The 23,194-nt window shown below is 71.6% G+C and carries 18 protein-coding genes; 8 read left to right on the top strand and 10 right to left on the bottom strand.

The annotated features are described in order from the left end of the window. Nucleotides 1-100: 100 nt before the first annotated feature. From OG584_RS16305 to OG584_RS16315, 3 genes are all read right to left on the bottom strand, one after another. Nucleotides 101-1,462, bottom strand: coding sequence for an aminopeptidase C (locus OG584_RS16305; protein ID WP_405778564.1), 1,362 nt, complete (start codon nucleotides 1,460-1,462; stop codon nucleotides 101-103). Nucleotides 1,463-1,966: 504 nt separating this feature from the next. Continuing rightward, nucleotides 1,967-3,565 carry a cryptochrome/photolyase family protein gene (locus OG584_RS16310; protein WP_405778565.1) on the bottom strand — a complete coding sequence of 533 codons (1,599 nt, stop codon included), beginning with the start codon at nucleotides 3,563-3,565 and terminating at the stop codon, nucleotides 1,967-1,969. A gap of 510 nt (nucleotides 3,566-4,075) precedes the next feature. Then, on the bottom strand, nucleotides 4,076-4,789 hold the full coding sequence (locus tag OG584_RS16315) for a TetR/AcrR family transcriptional regulator (RefSeq protein WP_405778566.1): 714 nt from the start codon (nucleotides 4,787-4,789) through the stop codon (nucleotides 4,076-4,078). An 87-nt stretch (nucleotides 4,790-4,876) separates the two neighbouring features. On the opposite strand from OG584_RS16315, the gene OG584_RS16320 reads away from it, so the two are divergent. Together OG584_RS16320 and OG584_RS16325 are read left to right on the top strand one after the other, a co-directional pair. Continuing rightward, nucleotides 4,877-6,529, top strand: coding sequence for a hypothetical protein (locus OG584_RS16320; protein ID WP_405778567.1), 1,653 nt, complete (start codon nucleotides 4,877-4,879; stop codon nucleotides 6,527-6,529). A 194-nt stretch (nucleotides 6,530-6,723) separates the two neighbouring features. Further along, the gene (locus OG584_RS16325) at nucleotides 6,724-8,100 is read left to right on the top strand and encodes a S8 family serine peptidase (RefSeq protein WP_405778568.1); all 1,377 of its coding nucleotides are present in this window, start codon (nucleotides 6,724-6,726) and stop codon (nucleotides 8,098-8,100) included. Nucleotides 8,101-8,309: 209 nt separating this feature from the next. Here the strand turns inward: OG584_RS16325 and OG584_RS16330 are convergent, their stop codons facing one another. From OG584_RS16330 to OG584_RS16340, 3 genes are all read right to left on the bottom strand, one after another. Continuing rightward, on the bottom strand, nucleotides 8,310-8,702 hold the full coding sequence (locus OG584_RS16330; RefSeq protein ID WP_405778569.1) for a hypothetical protein: 393 nt from the start codon (nucleotides 8,700-8,702) through the stop codon (nucleotides 8,310-8,312). A 105-nt stretch (nucleotides 8,703-8,807) separates the two neighbouring features. Further along, nucleotides 8,808-9,440, bottom strand: a complete 633-nt coding sequence (locus tag OG584_RS16335) for a TetR/AcrR family transcriptional regulator (protein ID WP_405778570.1) — start codon at nucleotides 9,438-9,440, stop codon at nucleotides 8,808-8,810. 233 nt (nucleotides 9,441-9,673) lie between these two features. Continuing rightward, nucleotides 9,674-10,123, bottom strand: a complete 450-nt coding sequence (locus OG584_RS16340) for a hypothetical protein (protein ID WP_405778571.1) — start codon at nucleotides 10,121-10,123, stop codon at nucleotides 9,674-9,676. 328 nt (nucleotides 10,124-10,451) lie between these two features. Between OG584_RS16340 and OG584_RS16345 the strand changes: the two genes are divergently transcribed. After that, complete coding sequence (locus OG584_RS16345) at nucleotides 10,452-11,816, top strand: FAD-dependent oxidoreductase (RefSeq protein ID WP_405778572.1); 1,365 nt, start codon at nucleotides 10,452-10,454, stop codon at nucleotides 11,814-11,816. A 130-nt stretch (nucleotides 11,817-11,946) separates the two neighbouring features. On the opposite strand, the gene OG584_RS16350 is transcribed toward OG584_RS16345, so the two are convergent. Beyond that, nucleotides 11,947-12,558 (bottom strand): helix-turn-helix domain-containing protein, encoded by a 612-nt coding sequence (locus OG584_RS16350; protein WP_405778573.1) that lies wholly within the window; start codon nucleotides 12,556-12,558, stop codon nucleotides 11,947-11,949. A 120-nt stretch (nucleotides 12,559-12,678) separates the two neighbouring features. Here OG584_RS16350 and OG584_RS16355 point away from each other — a divergent pair, with 120 nt between their 5' ends. Continuing rightward, entirely contained in the window at nucleotides 12,679-13,821 is a 1,143-nt protein-coding gene (locus tag OG584_RS16355; RefSeq protein WP_405778574.1) for an aryl-sulfate sulfotransferase, read from the top strand. Continuing rightward, nucleotides 13,818-15,203 (top strand): uracil-xanthine permease family protein, encoded by a 1,386-nt coding sequence (locus tag OG584_RS16360; protein WP_405778575.1) that lies wholly within the window; start codon nucleotides 13,818-13,820, stop codon nucleotides 15,201-15,203. The genes OG584_RS16355 and OG584_RS16360 overlap by 4 nt, the downstream gene beginning before the upstream one ends. A gap of 126 nt (nucleotides 15,204-15,329) precedes the next feature. Here OG584_RS16360 and OG584_RS16365 read toward each other — a convergent pair whose 3' ends face one another. After that, nucleotides 15,330-18,839 (bottom strand): AfsR/SARP family transcriptional regulator, encoded by a 3,510-nt coding sequence (locus tag OG584_RS16365; RefSeq protein ID WP_405778576.1) that lies wholly within the window; start codon nucleotides 18,837-18,839, stop codon nucleotides 15,330-15,332. Between the two features lie 208 nt (nucleotides 18,840-19,047). Here OG584_RS16365 and OG584_RS16370 point away from each other — a divergent pair, with 208 nt between their 5' ends. Together OG584_RS16370 and OG584_RS16375 are read left to right on the top strand one after the other, a co-directional pair. After that, nucleotides 19,048-20,307 carry an MFS transporter gene (locus OG584_RS16370; RefSeq protein WP_405778577.1) on the top strand — a complete coding sequence of 420 codons (1,260 nt, stop codon included), beginning with the start codon at nucleotides 19,048-19,050 and terminating at the stop codon, nucleotides 20,305-20,307. 183 nt (nucleotides 20,308-20,490) lie between these two features. Further along, nucleotides 20,491-20,784, top strand: a complete 294-nt coding sequence (locus OG584_RS16375; protein ID WP_405778578.1) for a hypothetical protein — start codon at nucleotides 20,491-20,493, stop codon at nucleotides 20,782-20,784. Here OG584_RS16375 and OG584_RS16380 read toward each other — a convergent pair. Continuing rightward, nucleotides 20,775-21,509, bottom strand: a complete 735-nt coding sequence (locus OG584_RS16380; RefSeq protein ID WP_405778579.1) for a class F sortase — start codon at nucleotides 21,507-21,509, stop codon at nucleotides 20,775-20,777. The two genes, OG584_RS16375 and OG584_RS16380, sit on opposite strands and share 10 nt — an antisense overlap. A 73-nt stretch (nucleotides 21,510-21,582) precedes the next feature. Then, nucleotides 21,583-22,410: a hypothetical protein gene (locus OG584_RS16385; RefSeq protein ID WP_405778580.1), complete on the bottom strand. Its 828-nt coding sequence runs from the start codon at nucleotides 22,408-22,410 to the stop codon at nucleotides 21,583-21,585. A gap of 234 nt (nucleotides 22,411-22,644) precedes the next feature. Between OG584_RS16385 and OG584_RS16390 the strand changes: the two genes are divergently transcribed. Further along, a complete protein-coding gene (locus tag OG584_RS16390; protein WP_405778581.1) occupies nucleotides 22,645-23,142 on the top strand; it encodes a methylated-DNA--[protein]-cysteine S-methyltransferase in 498 nt (165 codons plus the stop codon). The last annotated feature ends 52 nt before the right edge of the window (nucleotides 23,143-23,194 follow it).

The raw sequence follows: 23,194 nt of genomic DNA on the forward strand, positions 1-23,194 counted from the left end.
ACCCCTCAGGCCATCAGCCTGGGGGGTGTCCGCTGTCCGTGCCCTCTTCGGGCGTGGTGTCCGGGTCGTGTGCCGGTTCCGTGCCATGAGGCCCGGGGCCTCAGTCGGCGAGCGCGCCCATGGGGTCCCAGGCGGGGAGGACGACCGGCGCCTCACCGAGGGCCGCGGCCAGCTCCGGCGGCAGGGCCGAGCGCCGGACCGCGATCTCGAAGACGTGCTCGCCGAACCACGAGTCGTTCATCGTCCAGAAGCCCTTGTCGGCCTTCTCGTCGCCCCAGCTGTTCTCCACCCGCCAGCGCCGCGGGCTCCCGTCCACCACGTCCACACCGGTGAACAGCATCGCGTGGGTCATCTGCGTGTCGTGGTGCAGCAGCCGGGACGCCTTGTCCATGGTGAAGGGAGCGTCGTAGACGGCCGCGTAGTCGAAGAGCGCCGCGTCCCAGACACCGGCGTCCGCGCGCATCATCTTGGCCACGTCGCAGCCGAACCACACCGGCTCGCCGCCCACGATCGCGTCCATGGCGAGCCGCTTCAACAGCTCCACCCGCACATTCAGATAGACCACCGGCGGGGCCTCGACGACATTGCCGAGGTACTCGACGGTGAAGGTGCGGCCGACCGGGCTCGACTCCCGCGGGTCGTGCACCAGGCAGACGTACTCGTCCAGCGGGAGCCGCACGTAGGAGGCGGCGAACTCCGCCGGGGTGAGCCAGCCGTCGCGGTGGAACTCCTTGTCCTTGTCCTGCCACTGCCACAGGAACCGCTGCGGCGGAGTGCCGAGGTGGATGCTGAGCACCCGGTGCACGGCCGCCAGCACCTCCTGCTTGCGCTCACGCTGCGCATCGGCTCCCTCGGACGCCTGCTCGCGCACGTCACGGGCGCCCTGGCGGAGCAGGGTCTCCAGGGCGCGGTTCATCGCCCGCGTCGCCGAGGAGCTGTCTGTCTCCGGCATGGCCGACTTGGGGACCAGACCGTGCTTGGCGACGAGCGCCACAAACATGTTCCACTGCCCGCCGTCACTGATCGGGTCCGACAGCAGGTGCGCCACCGTACGGTCGTCCACGTCCCGGTCCGAGGTCTCGATGACCGACTCCAGGAAGTGGTTCGCCCGCTCGAACTTGTCCCACCAGAGCAGGTAGTTCTGGGAGAACTCGAAGTCCTTCATCCCCAGTGCCTCTGCGGCCCCGACCCGCAGCAGGTTGAGGCCGGCGAACATCCAGCAGCGCCCGCTCTGCTTCTGGTTGGTGACCTTCCAGTCGTCCAGGTGGTGGGAGACCGAGTGGTCGATGCCGGTGAGAATCCGCCGGTCCAGGGCCACATCGTCCACAGGCGTCTGAGTGACGGCGTTCTGCATCAGCCGGTTGACCGGCCGGGCGGCGAATCCCTTCTCGAGGAATTCGAGCTGCTCCGGCGTCAGACTGCGGTTCGCGGCCGAGCGGGAGTCATCGTTTCCGAAGGTCACAGCGGTCTGCCTCCAGTTCCCATGGCTCCCGGGAGGAGCACTCGCTCACCGTCGCACGGCCGTTCGTCCGGCGTCAACGGACTACCGGGGGCAAACCGGCACCGCCGCGAGGCGCCGGCGCAGCTGCGGGGCGGGGCCCGTGCGGACGTCACCGTGGGAGTCCAGACGGCTGTGACCCCATGGCGCGCCGGCCTTCAGCCGACCCCTTCGCCGAGGAGCCGACGGGCCGGTAAGTTCTCCCAGCCGTCCGTCAGATCCTGACCGGCGCCGTCGAAGAGGAGGTGTGGAGCACATGCGCAGGAGCGCCCAGCAGTTGAGTCCGCGTACTGACCATCGCCACCTCCTCACGACGGAGACACCTTGTCGTTCCGCATCACCCCACTGACCGACCCTGCTCGCGGGGCACACAGCCGACGCCTTGCGTGGTTGGCGTCCTCCACCGCCGGATCAATACGCCGGTACCGCGGGGGAGCCGCCCGCCGCGCGTACGCCGCTCCAGGTCGCTCAGGGGGCCGTGTCGCCCCGCTGTGCGTTCGTGTCGAGGAGTTCGCGCAGGTCCTTCAGCCGGTCCAGTCCCTTCACGGCGCGGGCCGTGCGGTGGTTGGCGGCGAGCCTGGTCCGGTGGCGGTGGAGGAAGGCCCAGTAGCCGGTGGTGTAGGGACAGGCCCGGTCACCGGTGTGCTGGGCGGGGCGGTAGGCGCACGGGCCGCACAGGTCGCTCATCCTGTTGATGTACGCGCCCCCCGACGTATAGGGCTTGGTGGTCATGAGGCCGCCGTCGGCGTACTGGGACATACCGACGACGTTGGGGAGCATGACCCAGTCGTAGCCGTCGACGAAGCAGCGGTGGAACCAGTCGGTGACGGCCGCCGGGTCCCAGCCGTCCTGGAGGGCACGGCTGCCGAGCACCATCAGGCGGGGGATGTGGTGGGTCCAGCCGGTGTCCCGGACCTGTGCGAGCACCGTGGAGAGGCAGTTGGCGGTGACCGCGTCGGCGTCCAGGTCGAGGAACCACTCCGGCAGGGGGGTGGTGTGGCGCAGGGCGTTGCGGTGGCGGTAGTCCTCGCCGAAGTGCCAGTACAGGTGCCACACGTACTCGCGCCAGCCGGCGATCTGCCGGACGAAGCCCTCGACGCTGTTGAGGGGTGCGTCGCCGGCCCGGTACGCCTGTTCGGCGCGCTCCACGCATTCGGCCGGGTCGAGAAGACCGAGGTTCAGGGGTGCGGACAGCAGGCTGTGGCTCATCACCGGGTCGGCGGCGAGCAGGGCGTCCTCGTGGTGGCCGAAGTCCGGCAGACGGTGAGTGACGAAGTGGCGGAGCGCGGAAAGCGCTTCGCGCCGGGTCGCGGGAAAGCGTCTGGGGCCGTCCCGGCCCACGAAGGAGATGTCACCGTCACGCTCCCAGCGGTCGAGGTCGTGGCGGACCTCCTCGTCGATGGCGTCCTCACGCGGCTGCCAGGGGCCGCGGATACCGAGGGTTTCCCGTCCGCGCGGCGGGGGTTCGCGGTTCTCGTGGTCAAGGTTCCAGCGCCCGCCGGCCGGCTCGTCACCGTCCATCAGCAGGTCGTGGCGTTCGCGCACCCAGCGGTAGAAACCCTCCAGGCGCAGGCTCCGCCCGGTGCCGCGGCCGGCCCACTCCGCGAAGTCGTCGTGGCTCACCAGGAAGCCCTTCGCCGGCAGGACCTCCACGCCCTCCAGAGCACCGGCGAAGTCCCGCGCCCGACGTGAGGTGGGATGGCGGACCGTCAGCCGGGCCCCGGTGGGGCGCTCCCCCGAACGGCGCGCGCCCCCGTGCTCTCCCGCGCCTCCGCCCCCGCCGCGCGTGCCCGGCCTGCGGCTCGGCGGTCGTCCGAGGAACTGCTCCAGGCCCTCGGCGTACGTCTCGGTACGGAGGTAGGTGACCCGGTCGCCGAGTTCGGCGGCACGGTGGCGCATCGCCGAGAGCACCAGGTGGGCCTTGGCGCGGTGGAACCGGCGTCGGCGCAGCACCGAGCGCGCCTCGATCATGACCACCGGCGCGTGCGCGTCGGGGCCACCGTGGCGCGGGTCGAGGAAGGACGGACCGAGCTGGTCCCCGAACAGCCAGTGGGGGCGTGGCGCCATGGGGTTCCGCCTCTCGCGGCTGTGGCCCCGCCCGCGGCCGGCGTGCGGCCGGGGATGAGATGAGTCGAAGGGGCCCATGAGGTGAACAGGTCGTTGGAGGTGAGGGGGCGTTGAAGGTGAAGGGATCGTTGAGGCCGAAGGGCGGGACGGGTACGGGACCGGCCGACGCGCCGCGCCGCACCGCGCGGTATCCGTCGGAGCTTCCCGGCCCGATGCTGTCAGCCGCCACCGCCGCCCGCACTCCGACGCTCCGCCGGATGGCAGGACCTCGGGAAGCTGCCTGAAAATGCTCCGCCCTGAGTGCGATGGGGTGCAGGGCTGATCGGAGGGGGCCGGGCGGTACGGGGCGGGCCGATCCGGGGAGGGCGCGGGCGGACGGGGCCGGGCGGAGCGTCGGCATGCGGTGCGGGGCCGGATGGGGCGGGCAGGGACAGCGGACGGCCCGTCCCCCGCACTTCGTACACCGCTACAGCACCGCTACTCCGCTACTCCGCTACTCCGCTGCGACGTTCACAGGCCCGCTTCCGCGCCGATGAGCAGATGCCAGGGCCAGGTGTCGTCCGCGAGCGGCTCCGCGGCATGCGGGAGAAACTCCGCGGTGGACTCGGAGACCGGGGCGAGCAGGATGCCGACGGTGGCGTCGACGAGATTGGCGGCGAGGAGCGCCACCCGCCGGGCGTCGTCCGGGCTGCCGGGCTGCATGGTGTGTTCGCACGCCGCCAGTGCGCGGACAGTGAGCATCATGGCCAGGGCCAGGCGGGTACGCAGCACCGGCCCCGGAAGGTCCGCCAACTGCTGGGCGATCGCGGTGAAGACGGTCTGCACGCTCCGCGTCGCCGTGGGGTCGGCGTGCACGAGCGAGCCGATCCAGGGGGGTGTGGACACCTGGGCCAGGAACCGCGCGTAGTGGCTGTCCCCGTCGACCGTTTCGGCCAGCGGGCGGATGAGCACGTCGACCAGTTCCTCCAGGGCGGGACGGCCGTCCCGCTCGTACAACGCGTCCAGCAGGCGGCAGCGGCGGTCGTTCACCTCACCGGTGTGCTGTTCGAAGATCTCCCGGACCAGCTGTTCCTTGGTGCCGAAGTGGTACTGGGCCGCCGACTTGTTGCGCTGGCCCGACGCGGCGGTGATTTCCCGGAGTGAAACGGCGTCGATGCCCCGCTCCGCGAACATCCGCAGAGCCACCTCGGCCATGGCCTCACGGGTTGCGCTCCCTCTGGACATGACCTCATGATAAGGCACTCTCCTTAATAAGGCGGACGCCTTAAAAGGCTGTCCTCATGAACCGGATGCCAGGGAAGGACCACGCAGATGTCCCCCACCTCGAAACTGCGCCGTACCGCGATACCAGCCGCCTCGCTCGCCGCAGCCGCCGCACTGGTGCTGACAGTCACCGCACCCGTACAGGCCGCACCACTGCCGGCCGCCGCCGCTCCGGCCGCACCACTGCCGGCCGGTCCCGGGACCGGCCAGGTGCCGGGTCGCTCCGCCACCGCCCGCCCGGTGCCGGGCAGCGAGATCCACAACCCGTACATGGCACAGGACGGGCGGAGCGCCATGCACGGCGACAGTTACGCGAGCAACACCCAGCCCCAGAGCGGCCCATTGGGACACAGCCCGCGGGTGACCAGTTCCAGCAAGGTCACCGACCCCAAGGACCCGGCACAGTGCGCGACGGCCACCTTCCTGCGCAACGGGCTGATGGTCCTGAACTGCGGCGGCGCGTCGCACCACCCGACCCTGCGGCTGGAGGACCCCGTCACCCTCAAGGACCTGGCCTCGTACCCGCTCCCGGTGCGGCCCTCCACCTACCGGGCGGCGGCCACCGGCGATCCCGCCGTGATGTTCACGGACACCTCTGGCTCCTACTACTACCTGGACAACAGGGACCGGATCGTCATCGCCGCCGCCGACCAGCACATCCAGCGGCTGTCGGTACGTCATGTCCTTTCCGGCCGCTGGGAGTTCAAGCAGGCGGACGACTGGGACCTGCGCCCGTACCTGCCGCACGACTGCGCCACCGCGGCCGACCCCGACCCGAAGGGTGAGTGCGACCCGGTGACCGCGGTCCAGGCGGACTACCACGGCCTGATGTGGTGGGTCAGCGATCACGGCCGCGTCGGCACGGTCGACCCGCGTACCGGCGCGGTCAGGACGGTCGGTCTGCCCGGCGAGCAGATCGAGAACTCCTTCTCCACCGGCCCGGACGGCACCTTCGTCGCCACCGACCACGCCCTGTACAAAATGCACGCGTCGCCGGACGGCACTCCGCGGACGGACTGGCGCGAGACGTACGACCGCGGCAGCCGCACCAAGCCCGGCCAGATCAACCGGGGCACCGGCGCCACCCCCGCGCTGCTGGGCGACGGCTACGTAGGCATCACCGACAACGCCGACCCGCGCATGCACGTCCTGGTCTACAAGCGCGGCAACCACATCAAGGGCGATCGCCGGGTGTGCTCCGTGCCGGTCTTCCGGCCGGGCGCCGGCGCCACCGAGAACTCACTGACGGCCTGGGGCAACGGCTTCTCGGTGGAGAACGACTACGGTTACACGTCCATCGGGAGCACGCAGGGCGGCAGGAGCACCCCGGGCGGCATCACCAAGGTCGAGGTCGACAAGGCGGGCACCGGCTGCAGGGTCGCCTGGACCAGCCCGGAACAGTCCCCCACGGTCGTCACCAAACTCTCCCGCGCGAGCGGCCTGCTGTACGCGTACTCCAAACCGTCCAGCAGCAAGGGCACCGACGCCTGGTACCTCACGGCCATCGACTGGCGCACCGGCAAGACCCGCTACCGCACTCCGACCGGCACCGGCGACGCCTACAACAACAACTGGTCGCCCATCACCCTGGGCCCCGACGGCTCCGCCTACATCTCCACGTACAGCGGAGTCGTCCGCGTCCACGACGGGGCGCGCCGTCTGCCCGGCTGCCCAGGTAGCCCGACGGCAGGAAGCCGCTGAGCCGCTGAGCCGCTGAGCCGCTGAGCCGCTGAGCCGCTGAGCCGCTGACCATGAAACGGCCATGGGCTTCTCAAGGATTCACCCTTAGGCAAAGCGTTCGATATCAATGAACAAACGCTCTTGTCCTGCGCATGCTCCCCGGATGGGATCACGGCAGCCGCTTGGCGCGGCTCCGCTCCATACAAGGAGAAGTCATGCGCATAACCCGCCCCCGGACGCGTGCCGGGGCCACAACGGCCGGGGCCACCGCCCTCGTTGCCGCTGCGATGATCGCCACCCCCCTGAGCACCAGCATCACCGCCGCATCCGCCCACGCCGCGACCCCGGCCGAGGCGGTCCCCGCCGTGGCAGGGCATCAGCTGGTCAGCGGTGAGAGCAGCCCCCTGTCCATCGCGCAGTGCCAGGCGAAGTGGAAGATCGCCTGCTACACGCCGGTCCAGTACCGGCAGGCGTACAACCTCAACCCGCTGTACAAGTCCGGGGTCACCGGCAAGGGCCGCACGATCGTCATCGTCGACTCGTACGGCTCGCCGACCGTCCAGCACGATCTGGACGTCTACAGCAAGCAGTTCGGGATGAAGAGCGCCAAGGTACAGGTCAAGAAGTGGGGGCATGTCCCCGAGTTCGACCCGAAGAACGCCGACATGACCGGGTGGGCCGGCGAGACGACACTTGATGTGGAGATGGCTCACGCCGTCGCCCCCGACGCCAAAATCGTGCTCGTCGAGACCGCGGTCGCCGAGACCGAGGGCGTCACCGGCCTGCCGGAGATGATGTCCGCCGAGAAGTCGCTCATCGACCACGGCGTCGGTGATGTGATCACGCAGAGCTTCGGCGCCACCGAGAACACCTTCCCCGGTTTCGACAAGGGGGACTTCTCCAGCATCGGCAAGCTGCGTTACGCGTTCAAGGACGCCGCCAGGCACGGCGTGACCGTCCTCGCCTCCTCCGGAGACGGCGGCGCCACCGACAGCACCGCGGACGGCAAGGGCTACTACAAGAAGCGTGTCAACTCCTGGCCTTCGTCGGACCCGCTGGTGACGTCGATCGGCGGCACCCAGCTGCACCTGGACGCCAAGGGGAATCGCACCGCGCCGGAGAGTGTGTACAACGACAACGGCGCCGGTGGCGGCGGCCAGTCGCACGTCTTCGACCGCCCCGCGTTCCAGAACGGCGAGAAGAAGGTCGTCGGCAACCGCCGCGGCACCCCGGACGTCTCGATGGCCGCCGCGGTCAACGGCGGTGCCTGGGTGTACTCCAGCTTCGACCCGACCGCCGTCGGCTGGGACGTCTCCGGTGGTACGAGCGAGGCCAGCCCGCTGTTCTCCGGCATCGTCGCCCTCGCCGACCAGGCCGCCGGCCGCCGGGTGGGCGACATCCACAAGGCGCTGTACACCCTGGCCGACCGCCGGTCGTCCGGCGTCGTGGACGTCAATGACGGGACGGACAACAGCTACCAGGGGGTGACCGGCTACCCCGCTGCGAACGGCTACGACATGGCCACCGGCGTCGGCACCGTGGACGCGGCCCGGTTCGTTCCGGCCCTCGCGCGTGCGAGCCGGCACAGCTGACCGTCGCGCGGCTCCGGTCGCGCAGGACCACCCGCCTCCCGGATTCAGAGGGATACGGGATACGGGATGTGGAACCCCGTATGCGGAATCCCGGATACGGGAAAGGGAACGCGGGAACCGCGAGAGATCCCGGACCCGGCAGCCGGACGGGCTCGGTCACCGAACCCGTCCGGCCGCGCCCGGCATTCCTGCTGCCGGCAGCCGTCACCTCAGGTGTGACCCGGGGTGAACACCGTTCGCAGCGTGGTGGCACAGCTCACGGTTCCGATGAGCAGCAGCCCGCAGACGCCCTGTTCGATCTTCATCCAGACGGGGAAGCCACCGGGCACCGCGATGATCACGACGATGACGGCAACCATGACGGACGAGATCACCGTCAGGCGGCGCCAGGCCCCCCTGGAGCCACGCGCGGCGCGCGTGGCGAACGCGTACAGCAGCAGGGAGCTGACGGCCACGATCGATCCTCGGATCCACACGGCGGCGTTCACCGCGGCGTGGTCGTTGCGCAGCAGCACGACGGCCGCCAGCGTCAGCACGCTCAGGCCGAGGTACGCGCCCACCAGCAGCTTGATCCTCCGGAACGCCTCCTTGGTACGAGGCATCTCCAGACTCCGGGAACTGGGCCCGTCCATAGTGCTCGTCCTCCTCGATGTCTCTCCGTCCGGCCCGGTTCAGCCCGGCTGAAAGGGCGCCGGGCCGGGCCAGGTTCATTCCGCTTGCGCGGCCGGGATCATCCGGTCGATCAGCCGCACCAGATGTTCGGCCACCTGCGGGCCGTCCACGCCGGGGTTGGTCATGAACTGCTCGGAGAGCGCGTCGATGGTCGCGCGAAGCAGCACCGCGGCCGTCCACGTGTCGAAGTCCCCGAACTCGCCTGCCTGTTTGCCCGCCTCCAGCAGTTGCTGGGCGACGGCGATGAGGCTGTCGTTGCCCTGACTCGTGTACCGCAGCCTGCCGTCGCCGTCACGCAGGTTCCGGCTGATCTCCAGAACGGCCTGCGCCTCCTTCTGGTGCGTCCACGTGAAGTTCACGCACGAGCGCACATAGGTCAGCACGCGCTCCCGCTCCGTCGCCGCGGCCTCGCGCGCGGCCCGCAGAGGCACCACGGCATCCGCGTACACCTGCTCCATCACGGCTTCCATCAGCTCGGAGCGAGAGGCGAAGTGGTAGAGCACCACGCTCTTCGACACCTCGGCCCGCCGGGCCACCTCGGCGATCGTCGTCGCCGTGAATCCCAGCTCGACGAGGCCTTCGATCGCGCACTCGACGAATTGGAGCCGACGGGCGCGGTTCACGAACGTTCCCTCGTCCTGACCTTCGGCACTCTTTTTCGACCGCATGGTCAAAAAATAACATGTGCGGACAGCTGACACCACTGCTGCCGGTCAGGCACTGGCCGGACACTGGCCGGACAGGCCACAGCACCACGGCACCCGCACGCGACGTGCTGCGTGCGGGTGCCGTGGTGCCGTGGTGCTGTCGTGCTGTCGTGCTGTCGTGCTGTCGTGCTGTCGTACGGGCACGGGCGGGTGCCGGTACCCGTGGCCGGGTGGCCGGGGTCAGCCCGTCGGTTTCACCGGGCGGCCGTCCTGCTGTGGTCCGACACAAGGGACCAGATCACGAAGACGCCCATCGCGATGGCCACGAACGCCCAGATCGGCTGGTACGGGAGCCACATGAAGTTCGCGACGACACTGATCGCGGCCATGGCCACACCCAGCCAGCGGGCCCAGGGGGCACCGCTGAGGATGCCGAACCCGGTGAGGAGCAGGACCACGCCGATGATGAGGTGGATCCAGCCCCAGCTGGTCAGGCTGAACTGATACGTGTAGTGACCGACGTGCGTATAGACGTTGTCCTTGGCGATGCCGACGATGCCGTTGAGCACCGCCAGCACACCGTCCACGATCAGCAGCACACCTGCGAACAGGGTGCCGCCGCTCGCCCAGGCACTGCCGCCGCCCCTACCGGACTGCGGGTGACGGGGTTCGTGTGCCCCTGTGGGGGCTGTGGGCTGAGCCATGAGAGCCTCCTTGACCGGGTTGCTCGGGCTACCCGACGTGGGCCCGACACTCCGCCGCCGCAGCGCGTACCACCAGCCGAGCAGGGCCATTCGGGTGAATTGTCCGGCCCGTGGACGGCCAGGGGATTGCGCCACGCGGTGCCATATGCTTTCGGGAGACACGCCTGCTCGGCTCCCGGCGGCAGAGGTGGCACCGATCCCGTCAGGAGATCCCCGGGCGGACCGGGCGTGGGACACACGGCTGCGGGCCACCCGCCCTGCCGTCTGCCGCCGTCCGGCGGGGCTTGTCGTGAACCGTCCGTCCGCGTTGCCTGGAGGAACGTCCCGTATGTCTCGTCCCATCCGTGTCGCGATCGTCGGTGCCGGTCCGGCCGGCATCTACGCCGCTGACGCACTGATCAAGTCCGACGCCGCTCAGGACCCGGGCGTCTCCATCGATCTGTTCGAGCGGATGCCCGCACCGTTCGGGCTGATCCGCTACGGCGTCGCCCCGGACCATCCGCGGATCAAGGGCATCATCACCGCACTCCACAAGGTGCTGGACAAGCCGCAGGTGCGGCTCTTCGGCAATGTGGACTACCCGGGCGACTTCACACTGGACGACCTGCACCGCTTCTACGACGCGGTCGTCTTCTCCACCGGCGCGACGGCCGACCGCTCCCTCGGCATACCCGGGATCGGCCTGGACGGCTCGTTCGGCGCCGCGGAATTCGTGTCCTGGTACGACGGCCACCCGGACGTCCCGCGCACCTGGCCGCTGGAGGCCGAGAAGGTCGCCGTCCTCGGGGTGGGCAACGTCGCCCTGGACGTCGCACGGATCCTGGCCAAGACCGCCGAAGAACTGCTGCCCACCGAGATACCGCCGAACGTCCACACCGGCCTGCAGCAGAACAAGGCCGTCGAGGTGCACGTCTTCGGCCGCCGCGGACCCGCGCAGGCCAAGTTCAGCCCGATGGAACTGCGTGAGCTCGACCACTCGCCGACCATCGAGGTCGTGGTCAACCCCGAGGACATCGACTACGACGAGGGCTCGATCGCCACCCGGCGCGGTGACAAGCAGGCCAACATGGTCGCCTCCACCCTGGAGAACTGGGCCATCCGCGACACCGGCACCCGGCCGCACAAGCTCTACCTGCACTTCTTCGAGTCCCCCGAGGAGATCCTCGGCGAGGACGGGCGTGTCGTAGGACTGCGCACCGAACGCACCGAGCTCGACGGCACCGGCAACGTCCGCGGCACGGGCAAGGTCACCGACTGGGACGTGCAGGCCGTCTACCGGGCGGTCGGCTACCGCTCGGACGAGCTGCCCAAGCTGCCCTTCGACGTGGACTCCGGGACCGTCCCCCACGAGGCCGGCCGCGTGCTGGCCGCGGACGGCACCCACCAGGCCGCCGTATACGTCACCGGCTGGATCAAGCGCGGCCCGATCGGACTCATCGGCCACACCAAGGGCGACGCCAACGAAACCGTCGCCTGCCTCCTCGACGACCACGCCACCGGCCGCCTCCCCGGTGCCGCCGTACCGGAACCGGACGCCGTCACCGCGTTCCTGCGGGAGCGCGGCGTCCGGTACACCACGTGGGACGGCTGGTACCAGCTCGACAGCCACGAGCGGGCGCTGGGCTCCGCGGAGGGCCGCGAGCGCGTGAAGGTCGTCGAGCGCGAGGACATGCTCCACCGCAGCGGCGCCTGACAGCACCCGCACAGGGCCCGCGCCACACGGCCCGCACGCCGTCCGAGCCCGTTCCCGGGGCCGGGCGGCGCTGCCCCCGTGCAGCCCCGGCCCGGTCCCGGGACCGGGCGGCCGGGTCAGGGCCCCGGCCTCAGGAGGGCCCTGGGCCGCCCAGGGTGACCTCGGCCTGGTCGGCCACGGCGATGAGCAGCACGCGGGTGCCTTCCTCCCGCGCCCGCCACCGGTGGCGCACCCCGCCGGCGAGGTAGAGCGTGTCCCCGCGGTCCAGTCGGCAGGTGCGGCCTTCGGCCTCGACCTCGACGCTGCCGTCGGCGACGTACATCAACTCGTCGTTGCGGTGCCGGAATTCACGGTCGGCGTCGTGATCTCCGGTGAACTCCATTGCGTGCAGCTGGCGGTGGCCGCTCACCAGCGGCCGGACGCGGGCCGCCGCGTCGAGCCCCGGATCGGCGTCGGCGCGCACGATGTCCACCCGGCGCGGTGAGCCGGCCGCGGCAAGGAGCTGGACGGCCGTGGTCTCCAGCGCGTCGGCGATGAGCTGGAGTGAACGCATGCTGGGCCGGGCCCGGTCGTTCTCGACCTGGCTCAGGAACGGCGACGAGAGGCCGCTGAGGGCGGCGACCTCGGCAAGGGTGAGATCCAGAGCCCTGCGCCGTCTGCGGATGCCCGGCCCGATCCGGAGGACGGGCGGTTCGGCTGTCACGTCGTGGGTTCCTCGCTTCCGGTCCGCTGCACCGCTCATCATCCCGCAGCCGGCCGAGGGCTTCGTACGCCCTTCACAGCGCTGCAACACTCCGGCGCTAACTTCGAAAAGGATTGATCCCATCAAATAAAGTTTCATAGGAGGGACGCTGTGCCGCCGATGTCCATGTCACCGAAACCCCCGGTCGACCAGAACACGCGCCGCCGTCGCGGTACCGGCCTGATCGCCATCGACTCCGACGCGTCCGAGGGCGGCTACACCCTCTTCGCGCCGCTCACCGGCGCGGGAGAGGTGTACCTGATCGACCTGCACGGCCGGGTCGTCCACGAGTGGAAGATGCCGTACCGGCCCGGTCGGCACGCGCGCGTCCTGGCCAACGGAAACCTCGCCTACAACGGCGTACTCCCCGATGAACCGGCGCTCTTCCCCATGTGGCACAAGTACCGGGGCGGCGTGATGCTCGAAGCCGCCCCGGACGGCACCGTTCTGCGCGAGTACCGCGACCCGCTCCAGCACCACGACGCCCACCACACCGGCGACGGCCGCATCCTCTACACCGCGCTCGAACCGCTGCGGGGCGCGGAGGCGGACGGTGTACGGGGTGGCGTGCCCGGCTCGGAGGCCGACGGCACGGTGTGGGCCGACACGATCCGGGAAGTCGACGCGGACGGCTCCGTGCGCTGGACGTGGCGGGCGGCCGAGCACCTCGGCCGCGAGGAGTACGCGCTGCACCCCGACTACGCACGCGAGCACTGGCCGCTGATCAACAGCGTCGTCCCGCTCGCCGACGGCAACATCCTGGCCAGCCTGCGCAGCGTCTCGGCCCTCGTCGTCATCAGCCGCGAGACCGGCGGGATCCTGTGGCGGAGCGGCGCCGGAGTGGTGTCGCAGCAGCACGCGCCCACCGAGCTGGACAACGGCGGCCTGCTGGTGTTCGACAACGGAGTCTTCCGCCCCGGTTCGGACGTCCCGTACTCCCGCGTCATCGAGATCGAGCGAGCCTCGGGAAGGATCGTGTGGGAGTACCACGACCCGGCCCGCGAGTCGTTCTTCGCGCCGTTCATGGGCAGCGCCCAGCGCCTCGCGGGCGGCAACACACTCGTCACGGACTCACCGGCGGGCCGCCTCTTCGAGGTGACGCCCGACGGATACCTGTGCTGGGAGTACGTCGTCCCGTACTTCGGCGGATACCGGGAGTCCGAGGTGCGCGGCCTGTTCCCGTCCGAACCCAACGCCGTCTTCCGCGCCTACCGTTACACCGCCGGCGAGCTGCCCTGGCTGGCCGCGGAGGCCACACCGTGACCGACGCCGGCATACGGTCCGGACAGGCGGCGGCCGTCGACCGGCGGCTGCCGCTGCGCCGGCTGGCTCCGCTGTCGGCGCAGCACGTACTGGCCATGGTCGCCTCGCCCGTCTCGACGGTGTTCCTGACCGGCCAGGCCCTCGGCCTCGACGCCGGCCGCACCGCGTCCCTGCTCAGCGCCACCCTCGTACTGTGCGGAGCGGGAACGCTTCTGCAGTCCGTCGGGGTGTGGCGGATCGGGGCCAGGCTGCCGTTCGTCATGCTGCCCGGCGGGGCGGCCACAGCGCTGTTCATCCAGACGGCCAGGGAGCACGGCCCGGCCACCGCGACCGGATCGGTCCTCCTCGCGGCGGCGCTGCTCTGCGCCGTACTGCCGTTCTACGCCAGGATCGTGCGGCTCTTCCCTCCCCTGGTCATGGGCACCACCGTGCTGCTGATCGGCATCGGCATGATCAAGATCGGCGCCCAGCTGATCACCGGCCGCAGCGGAACCGCCGGGTACGCCGCACGGCCGGCCGTGGTGCTGGCCGCCGCGACCATCGGCTGCACACTCCTGCTGCTTCTGCTGCTCCGCGGGGTCTGGCGGCAGACCGCGGTACTGCTCGGGATGGGCGCCGGGACACTCGTCGCCGTCACGACCGGCCTGGGCGGCTTCGCGCCCCCCTCAGGCGGCGGGGGCGGATCGGGGGGCGGGGCGGTTCAGGGGGCCGGGGCTCTTCCGCACCTCCTTCCCTACGGAGCCCCGCACTTCGACGTGCTCGCCGCGCTGCCGCTGCTGCTCTTCAGCCTCACCACGCTCGCGGAGATCACCGGGCAGACCGTCCTCAACAGCGAGACGGTGGGCCGCGTTTCCGACCCAGGGCGCGATGTGCCCCGCGTCGCGAGGGCCGACGCGCTGGTCTCGGTACTCGGCGGGCTGTTCGGCACTTCACTGCTCGTGACCAGCTCGGAGAACATCGGGATCGTCCGGCTGACGGGGGTCCGCAGCCGCTTCGTCACGGCGGGCGCGGGCGTCCTGCTCATCGTGATCGGCCTGCTGGCGCCCCTCTCCCGGCTGCTGGCGGGGGTACCGGCACCCGTCGTCGGAGGGTCGTCGCTGGTGATCTACGGGATCATCGCGGTGATGGGCGTCGACATGCTGGGGCGCGCGGCGCCCGCCGAGCGCTCCAACTCCACCGTCATCGCCCTCGCCCTCACCGCCGGCCTGCTCCCGGTGGTCGCGCCCGACATCTACCGGTCCTTTCCCTCCTGGGCCGGGACGGTGCTGGGCAGCGGTGTCGTGGCGGGAACGCTCACCGCCGTCCTTCTCCACGTCCTCTTCCGGCGCTTCGGCCAGAGGGAGAACCAGGATCCGGACACCGCACCGGACACCCCGGCCTGACCCGGCCGGGAGACCGGCCGGGATGCCCGGCTTCCCGGGCGCACAGCGGGGAACAGCCGGGCGGGGCCGACAGCGCCGGCCCGGCCCGGGTGCCGCGGCGGGAGGCGCCGCCGCGGCCCGGGAACGTCACCCCGGACGGTCAAGTGCCGTACGGGCGTACAGCGCGGCCCCGCCGGGAGTCAGCCGGGCACCTCGCTCGAACGCCTCCGAGAACGCGGGCTCGCCGAGTACGGCGCGCGCCGCCGCCCCGATACGGTCGGCGTCGCCGCGCTCGGCGGACGGCAGCGGGGCGCCCGCACGGCGGCGTGCCGCGTCCGCCGCGCCGAGCAGCAGCGCCGTGTATCCGGCGGAGCGTGCGTGCCCGTGCGGGGTCACGGCGCCCGCGAGGCCCTCCAGGGACAGGGCCAGGGCGCGTGGTTCGCCGAGGGCTCGGGCGATGTCCAGTCCGCGCAGGTGGTGGTGCACGGCCCGGACCGCATCACCTCGGAGCTCGGCGATGAAGCCGAGCTCGGCGCAGAGCAGGTGGTCACCGGCCTGGGACGACACGTCGGCGTAGCCGTCGCGGATGTGCAGCAGGTGCGCCTCGGCGGTGTCGAGGTCGCCGGAGCGGCGCGCGCCGAGCGCCAGGCCCATCTCGGCGTGGATCTCGCCGTAGGTGTAGCCCTGTTCGACAGCGATACGGCGGGCCTGCTGGTGCAGGTCGCGGGCCCGGCCCCAGTCACGGGCGAGCAGCGACAGCCGGCCGAGCCCGGACAGCCGCGCCGAGACCTCGGCACGAAGCCCCAACTCCTCTGCGATCCGCAGCCCTTCGTGTTGGCGTCGCGCCGCGTCCTCGTAGTCACCCTTGATCTCGGCGAGCACGGCGAGCGGCGATACGGACTGCAACTCCCCCCAGGAATCGCCCAGTTCACGGAAGAGTGTCAGGCTGCGCAGGCCGTCGCGCCCGAGCCCGGCGAGGTCGCCGCCGACCAGCGCGAGCGTCGCCCGCAGACCGAGCGCCGCAGCGGTGCCCCACTGGTCACCGGCGGAGGTGAAGAGGGTGAGTGCGCGGGCGTTCAGCTCACCGCTGTCAGCCGTGACCCCGGCGCTGAAGAGCCCGTAGGCGCACAGCCACAGGGCACGCGCACGGCGCACCGGGTCGGGGACACGGCCGGCGGACGCGGTGACGGAGACCGCGGCCGCATCCCGGCCACCGGTGAGCAGCGCGAACGCGGCCTGTAACAGGCTGAGTTCGGCGGTGGCGGAGACACCGGCAGCCCCGGAGGCCGGACCCCCGCCACCGGTGACCGTGTCGTCCGGGTCCGGGTCCGGGTCCGGGTGCTCCAGGGCCGCATCGGCCGGGGCCGCGTCCTCCCGGCCCCCGCCACCGGTGCCGACGCCCTCCGGGGCCGCGCCGCCGGAGACCGCGGCCAGGACGGCTGCCAGACTGCGGCGGCCCTCGGTGAGGCGGCCGCGCAGCAGCCACCACCAGGCCAGAGCGGCAGCCGACCGCGCGGCCTCGTCCGGCTCCCCCGCAGCGGCGCGACGCACGGCCTCGTCGAGTGCGGCGCGCAGATTGCCCGAATCGGCGTCCAGGCGCGCGAGCCAGGACCGCTGCCCGGCACCGCGCAGCCCGGATTCGGCCCGTTCCGCGAGTGCGAGGTAGTGACGCCGATGACGGTCGCGCACCGTGGCGAGTTCGCCCGCCTCGTACAGCCGCTCCATCGCGTACGCGGCTACGGATTCCAGGAGCCGGTAACGGCGTCCGGCCGGCCCGTCCACCCCTTCCACGAGGGAACGCTCGACGAGCCGGCTCATCAGGTCGAGCACATTCTGCCGGTCCACTCCGTCGCCCGAGCCCACCGCTTCGGCGGCGGCCAGGTCGCAGCCGCCGCTGTGCACGGCGAGGCGGCGCAGGAAGGCACGCTCGGGGGCGCTGAGCAGCTCCCAGCTCCAGTCGATCACAGCCCGCAGAGTCTGCTGCCGGGCGGGCGCGCCGCGCTGTCCGGAGGTCAGCACCTGGAACCTGCACCCGAGGCGGTCCGCCAACTCCCTTACACCCAGGGCGCGTACCCGGGTGGCGGCGAGTTCGAGGGCCAGCGGGATGCCGTCGAGGCGGCGGCAGATCTCGTCGACGGCAGCCCGGTCAGACGGATCGCACGCCGCCGGGTCCTGCGGGAAGCCGGGGGCGGAGGCGGCCGCACGCTCCATGAACAACTGGACGGCATCGGCGGCCGGGAGAGGCTCCACCAGGAACACCGCCTCGCCCGCCAGGCCGAGCGGCTCCTGGCTGGTGACCAGCACACGCAGGCCGGGGGCTGTGCGCAGGAGCAGCGCCACGAGTTCCGCCGCCGCGTCGACGACGTGCTCGCAATTGTCCAGGACGAGCAGGGTGCGGCGGTCGCGAAGGGCGGCGGCGAGTCGGTGCACCGGGAGCAGGCCACTGGAGCCGGCGCCCAGCGGGGCGGCCGGGGCGCCGTCCCGGATGCCGAGGGTCGCGGCGACGACCTGGCTGAGGTCGGCCGGGGTGCCGGAGCGGACCCCGGCGAACTCGACGAGCCAGACCCCGTCGGCGAGTTCGCCTGCCTCCGGGACCGCGGCTCTCACGGAAGCGCCGGCCGCCGCATCCGCTGCGGCGGCCGCTACGGCCAGGCGGGTCTTGCCGACGCCGCCGGGCCCGGTGAGGGTCACGAGCCGGGCGGTGCGCAGGAGTGCGGAGAGGCCGAGCAGGGACTGCCGGCGGCCGATGAGAGGGGTGAGCGGGGCGGGCAGGTTCGAGCGGGCGGCGGCGGACGGCGCTCCGGCATCGGCAGGGGGCCCGGAGTGGCACCGGTCCTGGCGGGGCCGTGCGGCCGCTGATGTGCGGGCACGGCCACCGCTGCCGGGCGCGTACGGCTCGGGCTCGCGCGGCTGGGCAGGGGCCAGCTCCGGGTCCTGGCGGAGCACCGCCAGATGCAGGGCGCCGAGTCCCGGACCGGGTGCCACACCCAGTTCACCGGCGAGGCGGGATCTCAGGTCCTCGTACGTCGCGAGGGCCTCGCTCTGGCGCCCCGCCGCGTAGAGGGCCCTCATCTGCACGGCCCGCAGACTCTCCCTGAGCGGGTGCCGCGCCACATGTTCGGTGAGCTCCCCGGCGACGAGCACCTGGTCCCCGGAGTCCAGCCGGGCCTGCGCCTGCTCCTCCACCACGGATAGCCGCTGCTCCGCCAGGTGCTGTGCGGCTCCCCGTACGAACTCCTCGTCCGCGAAGTCCGCGTACGCGGGCCCCCGCCACAGCCCGAGTGCCTCGGTGAGCAGTGCCACCCGCGCGTACGCGTCACGTGCCGTACGGGCCTGGGCCACGAGCGCCCGGAACCGGGAGGCATCCGTACCGTCCGCCGATTCGTCGAGCCGCAGCTCGTAGCCCGGCGGCCGGCGTACGACGCGGTCCCGGCCGACTACCCGGCGCAGTTGGGAGACTCTGGCCTGCAGAGCCCCGGACGGCCTGGCCGGCGGCCGGTCGCCCCACAGGTCGTGGATGAGCCGGTCCACCGGGACGGGGCCCCCGTCGTGCGCGAGCAGGTCCGCGAGCAGCGCCCGGACCTTGGTCTCGGGGACACGGACTGTGCCGCCGGTGTTGTCCCACACCACCAGTGGCCCGAGCACCCCAAAGCGCATGCGGGTCACCGTACATGGGCGGATACGGGCTCCCCGGTCCACCGCCTGTCAGGTCCGGCGGCGGGCCGCCCGGCACCCCACGCGGCGGCGCGGAGGCAGACCCAGGGCCCGAAGGTTTCCCGAAGGTTCTCCGAAGCCGCCTCGTGCACAGTGCGGTCCTGGTGACGGCACCGACCGTCAGAAACGGCAGAAGACCTGGAGCCCGCACATGAGCACCGCACCCGACACCGACTCACGCACCGGAGACTGGGGCGAGAAGCGAGGGCACGGGCAGGAGGGGGCGAAGCAGCGGCTCCCGCTCCTCGCGCTGCTCGCCCTCGCCACCGCAGTCTTCATCACCAGCCTCACCGAGACCCTCCCCGCGGGCCTGCTTCCCGCGATGAGCCACGACCTCGGTGCGAGCGAGTCCGCGACGGGCCAGACCGTGACGGTCTACGCGATCGGCACCGCCCTGACCGCCATCCCGCTGACAGCGGCCACCGCGGGGTGGCGGCGCAAACGGCTGCTGCTGACCGCCATGGCGGGATTCGCGCTCGCCAACACCGTGACAGCCGTGTCGTCCGTCTACGGGCTGACCATGGTGGCGCGGTTCGTGGCGGGTGTCGCGGCCGGTCTGGCCTGGGCGCTGCTCGCCGGGTACGCCCGGCGCATGGCACCCGCCCGCCTCCAGGGCAAGGCGATCGCCATCGCCATGGCGGGAATCCCCCTCGCCCTGTCGCTCGGCGTACCGGCCGGCACCCTGCTCGGCAAGGCCTGCGGCTGGCGCACGGCCTTCCTCGCGATGACGGCGCTCACCGCGCTGCTCCTGCTGTGGATCACGGCGGCCGTGCCCGACCAGCCGGGGCAGCGGCGCGGCGAGCGGCCGAAGACGCTGCGGACCCTGCGCATTCCGGGCGTGGCCCCGGTCCTCTTCGTCACGCTGGTATTCGTCCTGGCCCACACCATCCTGTACGCCTACATCGCCGCTTTCCTGGACGACCTGGGCATGAGCGGACGCACCGACCTGGTGCTCCTGGTGTTCGGCGTCGCGTCACTCGCGGGCATCTGGGTCGTCGGTGCCCGGATCCAGCGCCGGCTGCGCGGCCTCACGGTCGCCAGCGCCCTCCTGGTCGCTGTGGCAGCGGCGCTCCTGGCCCTCTTCGCCGACCACACCTCCTTCGTCTATACCGCCGCAGCCCTGTGGGGTCTGGGCTGGGGCGGCGTGCCCACCCTGCTGCAGACGGCTGCCGGGGACGCGGGCGGCGACTCCGCCGACGCGGCCCAGGCGATGCTCGTCACGCTCTGGAACGTCGCGATGGCGGCGGGCGGCATCGCCGGCGGGGTACTGCTGGACCTGATCGGCAGTCACTCCTTCCCCTGGACCGTGCTGCTGCTCCTGCTGCCGGTGCTCGCCGTCGTCCTCCTCGCCCGCCGTCACGGCTTCCCCGCAGGCCGGGCCGGTGCCCCGGACGCCGGGCAGGCGGCATGACCGAGGACGTGGCTGTACTCATGGCCGACGGAGCGAGGGCCCGATGTACCGGGGTACCGGCACGCACCGTCGCGTCGATGCGGCCGGTGGAGGTGAGTTGTGGCGGCTCACCCGAATCGGTCGAATGCCTGGAGGGCGAGGCGACGTTCACCCCGAACCGGGCCACCGGATGGGGTGGTCGGCATGCCGGCGGCCGACCTGGCGTACGGCACCAGCGCCGACGACGCCCTGGTGGACGACGCCCGGCTGCGGGGGATCGAGCTCGATGTCATCGAGGCCCTGGGCCCGGACGCCCACTGGTACGCGACAGGCGACCACCCTCTGGAGGGCTTCCGGCCGGCCGAGCCTCAACTCCGCGACGTACGACCTGCTGCTCGCGGCACGTGGGAACGGCTTCGATCTGGTGCTGTTCCGGACGCAGGAGGACTGACCGCGATCCGGTCCGCGGGCAGCAGGTGCGCCGCGGATCAGGTGTGACCGGTGAGGGAGGCGTACACCACCACGTTGTCCGCGTAGTGGTGCTGCGCCTGCGAGTACGCCCCGCCGCAAGTGATCAGCCGCAGACCGGCGTTGCCGATGTTGCGGTACACCTCGACCGTGGGGAAGGCGTCCTTGGGGTACACCGCGACCCGGTCCACCGTGAACTCCGCGGTGCGGCCGTCCCGGCGCGCCACCTGGATCCGGTCACCCGGGCCGAGGTCGGACAGCCGGAAGAAGACACCCCGCGCCCCGTTCCAGGTCACATGCCCGGCGATCACGGCGGGGCCGACCGAACCGGGTGCGGTTCCGGGTGTGTACCAGCCCGCCCTGGACGGATCGCGCGGCGTCTCCATCGCGTGATCCTTGCCCAGACCCAGCCTCTCCAGCGTGGACGAGACCTTCAGCGCCGGAATCGTGAGCCGTACGGGATCGGAAGCCGGGAGGGCGGAGACGGCGTGCGCCGCCCCGCTGTCGCCCTGCCCCGGCGGGGCGCTCGCCGGTGGGGGCTGCCGCCCCGCCTGCGACCGGGCAGGCGCCGCAGGTGTCGTCGCGGACGGGCCGCCCTTGTCGACGGCCCTCGGCGGCGCGGGCTGCTGCCGGGCGATTCCCGTGCCGAGCAGCACCCCGCCGGCCACCAGCAGAGCGGACACCACGAGGACCAGGACCGTTCGCCGACGCCGATGTGCGAAGCCCATCCGCTGCATGCCCCTCATCTGCCTCATCGGCCTCGTCTCCCTCAACCGCTCCTGTTGCCACTCTGCTTCGGGTGTGCGCCGGGCCTGAGCGCGGTTGCGGTCAGCTCTCCTCGTGGGTGTCCGCCGTCAGCAGCCTGCGGCGTGCGGCGAAGAGACCGGCCGCGGCCAGCAGCGCGATTCCGCCGCCGGCGATCAGTCCGGGGGACTCGATCCCGTTCGTACTGCCGGAACCGGTCTCCACCCCGCCGACCGGTACGGAGCCCACCGCGGCGCCCTTGACCATTCCGCAGTCGGTGGGGGCGGTGGCCTCCTGCGGCAGTTTCGGGTCCAGTTCGCTCTTTCCCTTGCCGAAGTCGTACTTGCCGTTCTTGTTCGGGTCGATGCCGTGTTGGACGACGTGCAGGTCCTTGATGTGGTCCGCGGTGGCCTGCGTGACGTCGATGGTGCGCGAGTACGAGAGGTCGCCGTTCTTGTCGGCGACCGGCATCCGGTCCACGGCCAGCCCGCTCTTCATCGACGTATCGCCCTTGGTGGTCAGGGAGATGTGGATGTTGCCGTAGTCCGGGATGCCCTCGGCGGTGGTGACGATGCCGTCGCCGTTCTTGTCCGCGCTTGCCGTCGGGCAGTGGAAGTCGTGGCCGTCCGTGGAACCGTGGATGTGCTGTGCGTGCGGCTGCCCCGGTACCAGCCCATGGGCCTCGATCTTCACCGTCAGCCTGGTGCCTTCCACGCTGAGCATCGCGGTGCCGCTCGCACCGGAGTCGTTCAGCTCGGACAGGTCGATCTGGTACGCCTTGGGGGCCTTGGCGACAACGCCGGTGTGTGCGGTGTGCGCGCTCCGGGCCAGCGAGGGCGTGGCCACGCCGAGCGTCAGAGCGGCGGGCAGGGCCAGAAGTGCGGTGAGCCGTGCTGTGCGGTGAGTCGTCACTGCGATGCATCCCCTTCCGAACGCGCCGCCGGCCCTGTGCCGACAGCCGCGTATCGGTCTCTGGTGTGCTGCTGATTCGGACCTGACAGGTTCATGGCTTGGTCGGTGACCGCTCGGATTCGGTTCACGCCCAGGACCGGCCCTGGGCCGGGCTCACGTTTTTCCCGGCCGGAGCGTCTACCGGGTACAGGGGTGGCCGCCACGGAGCCGCCCGCTGGGAAAGGAGCCCGTGCCATGAGGACGCACACAGTTGTCGGATCGCCCGTCGGAGGCCTGACGGTCGTGGCCGAGGACGGCGCGCTGCTGGGGCTGTACTTCGAAGGGCACCGCCGGCGCCCGGCGGAGGACACGTTCGGGGAGCGCACCGATGAGGGATTCGGGACGGTCCGCCGGCAGCTCCAGGAGTACTTCGACGGCGAACGGCGCGAGTTCGACCTGCCGCTCGCCCCCCAGGGCAACGACTTCCGGCGGCGCGTCTGGGATCTGCTGACGACGATCCCGTACGGCGAGACCTGCTCGTACGGGGACCTCGCCCGGCGCCTCGGCGATCCGGCGCTCGCACAGGCCGTCGGCGCCGCCAACGCGCTCAACCCCGTTTCGGTGATCATTCCCTGTCACCGGGTCGTCGCCACCGGCGGCAGCCTGCGCGGGTACGCCGGCGGTCTCGACCGCAAGCGGTTCCTGCTGGGGCTGGAGGAGCCGGCCGCCGAGAGCGCCGCCCGGCTGTTCTGATCCCCCGGCTCCCCGGGACTCATGAGTCCCCTCCAAGTCCGCCACCACTCCT

The organism is Streptomyces sp. NBC_00859 (assembly GCF_045161865.1).
GTDB lineage: Bacteria > Actinomycetota > Actinomycetes > Streptomycetales > Streptomycetaceae > Streptomyces.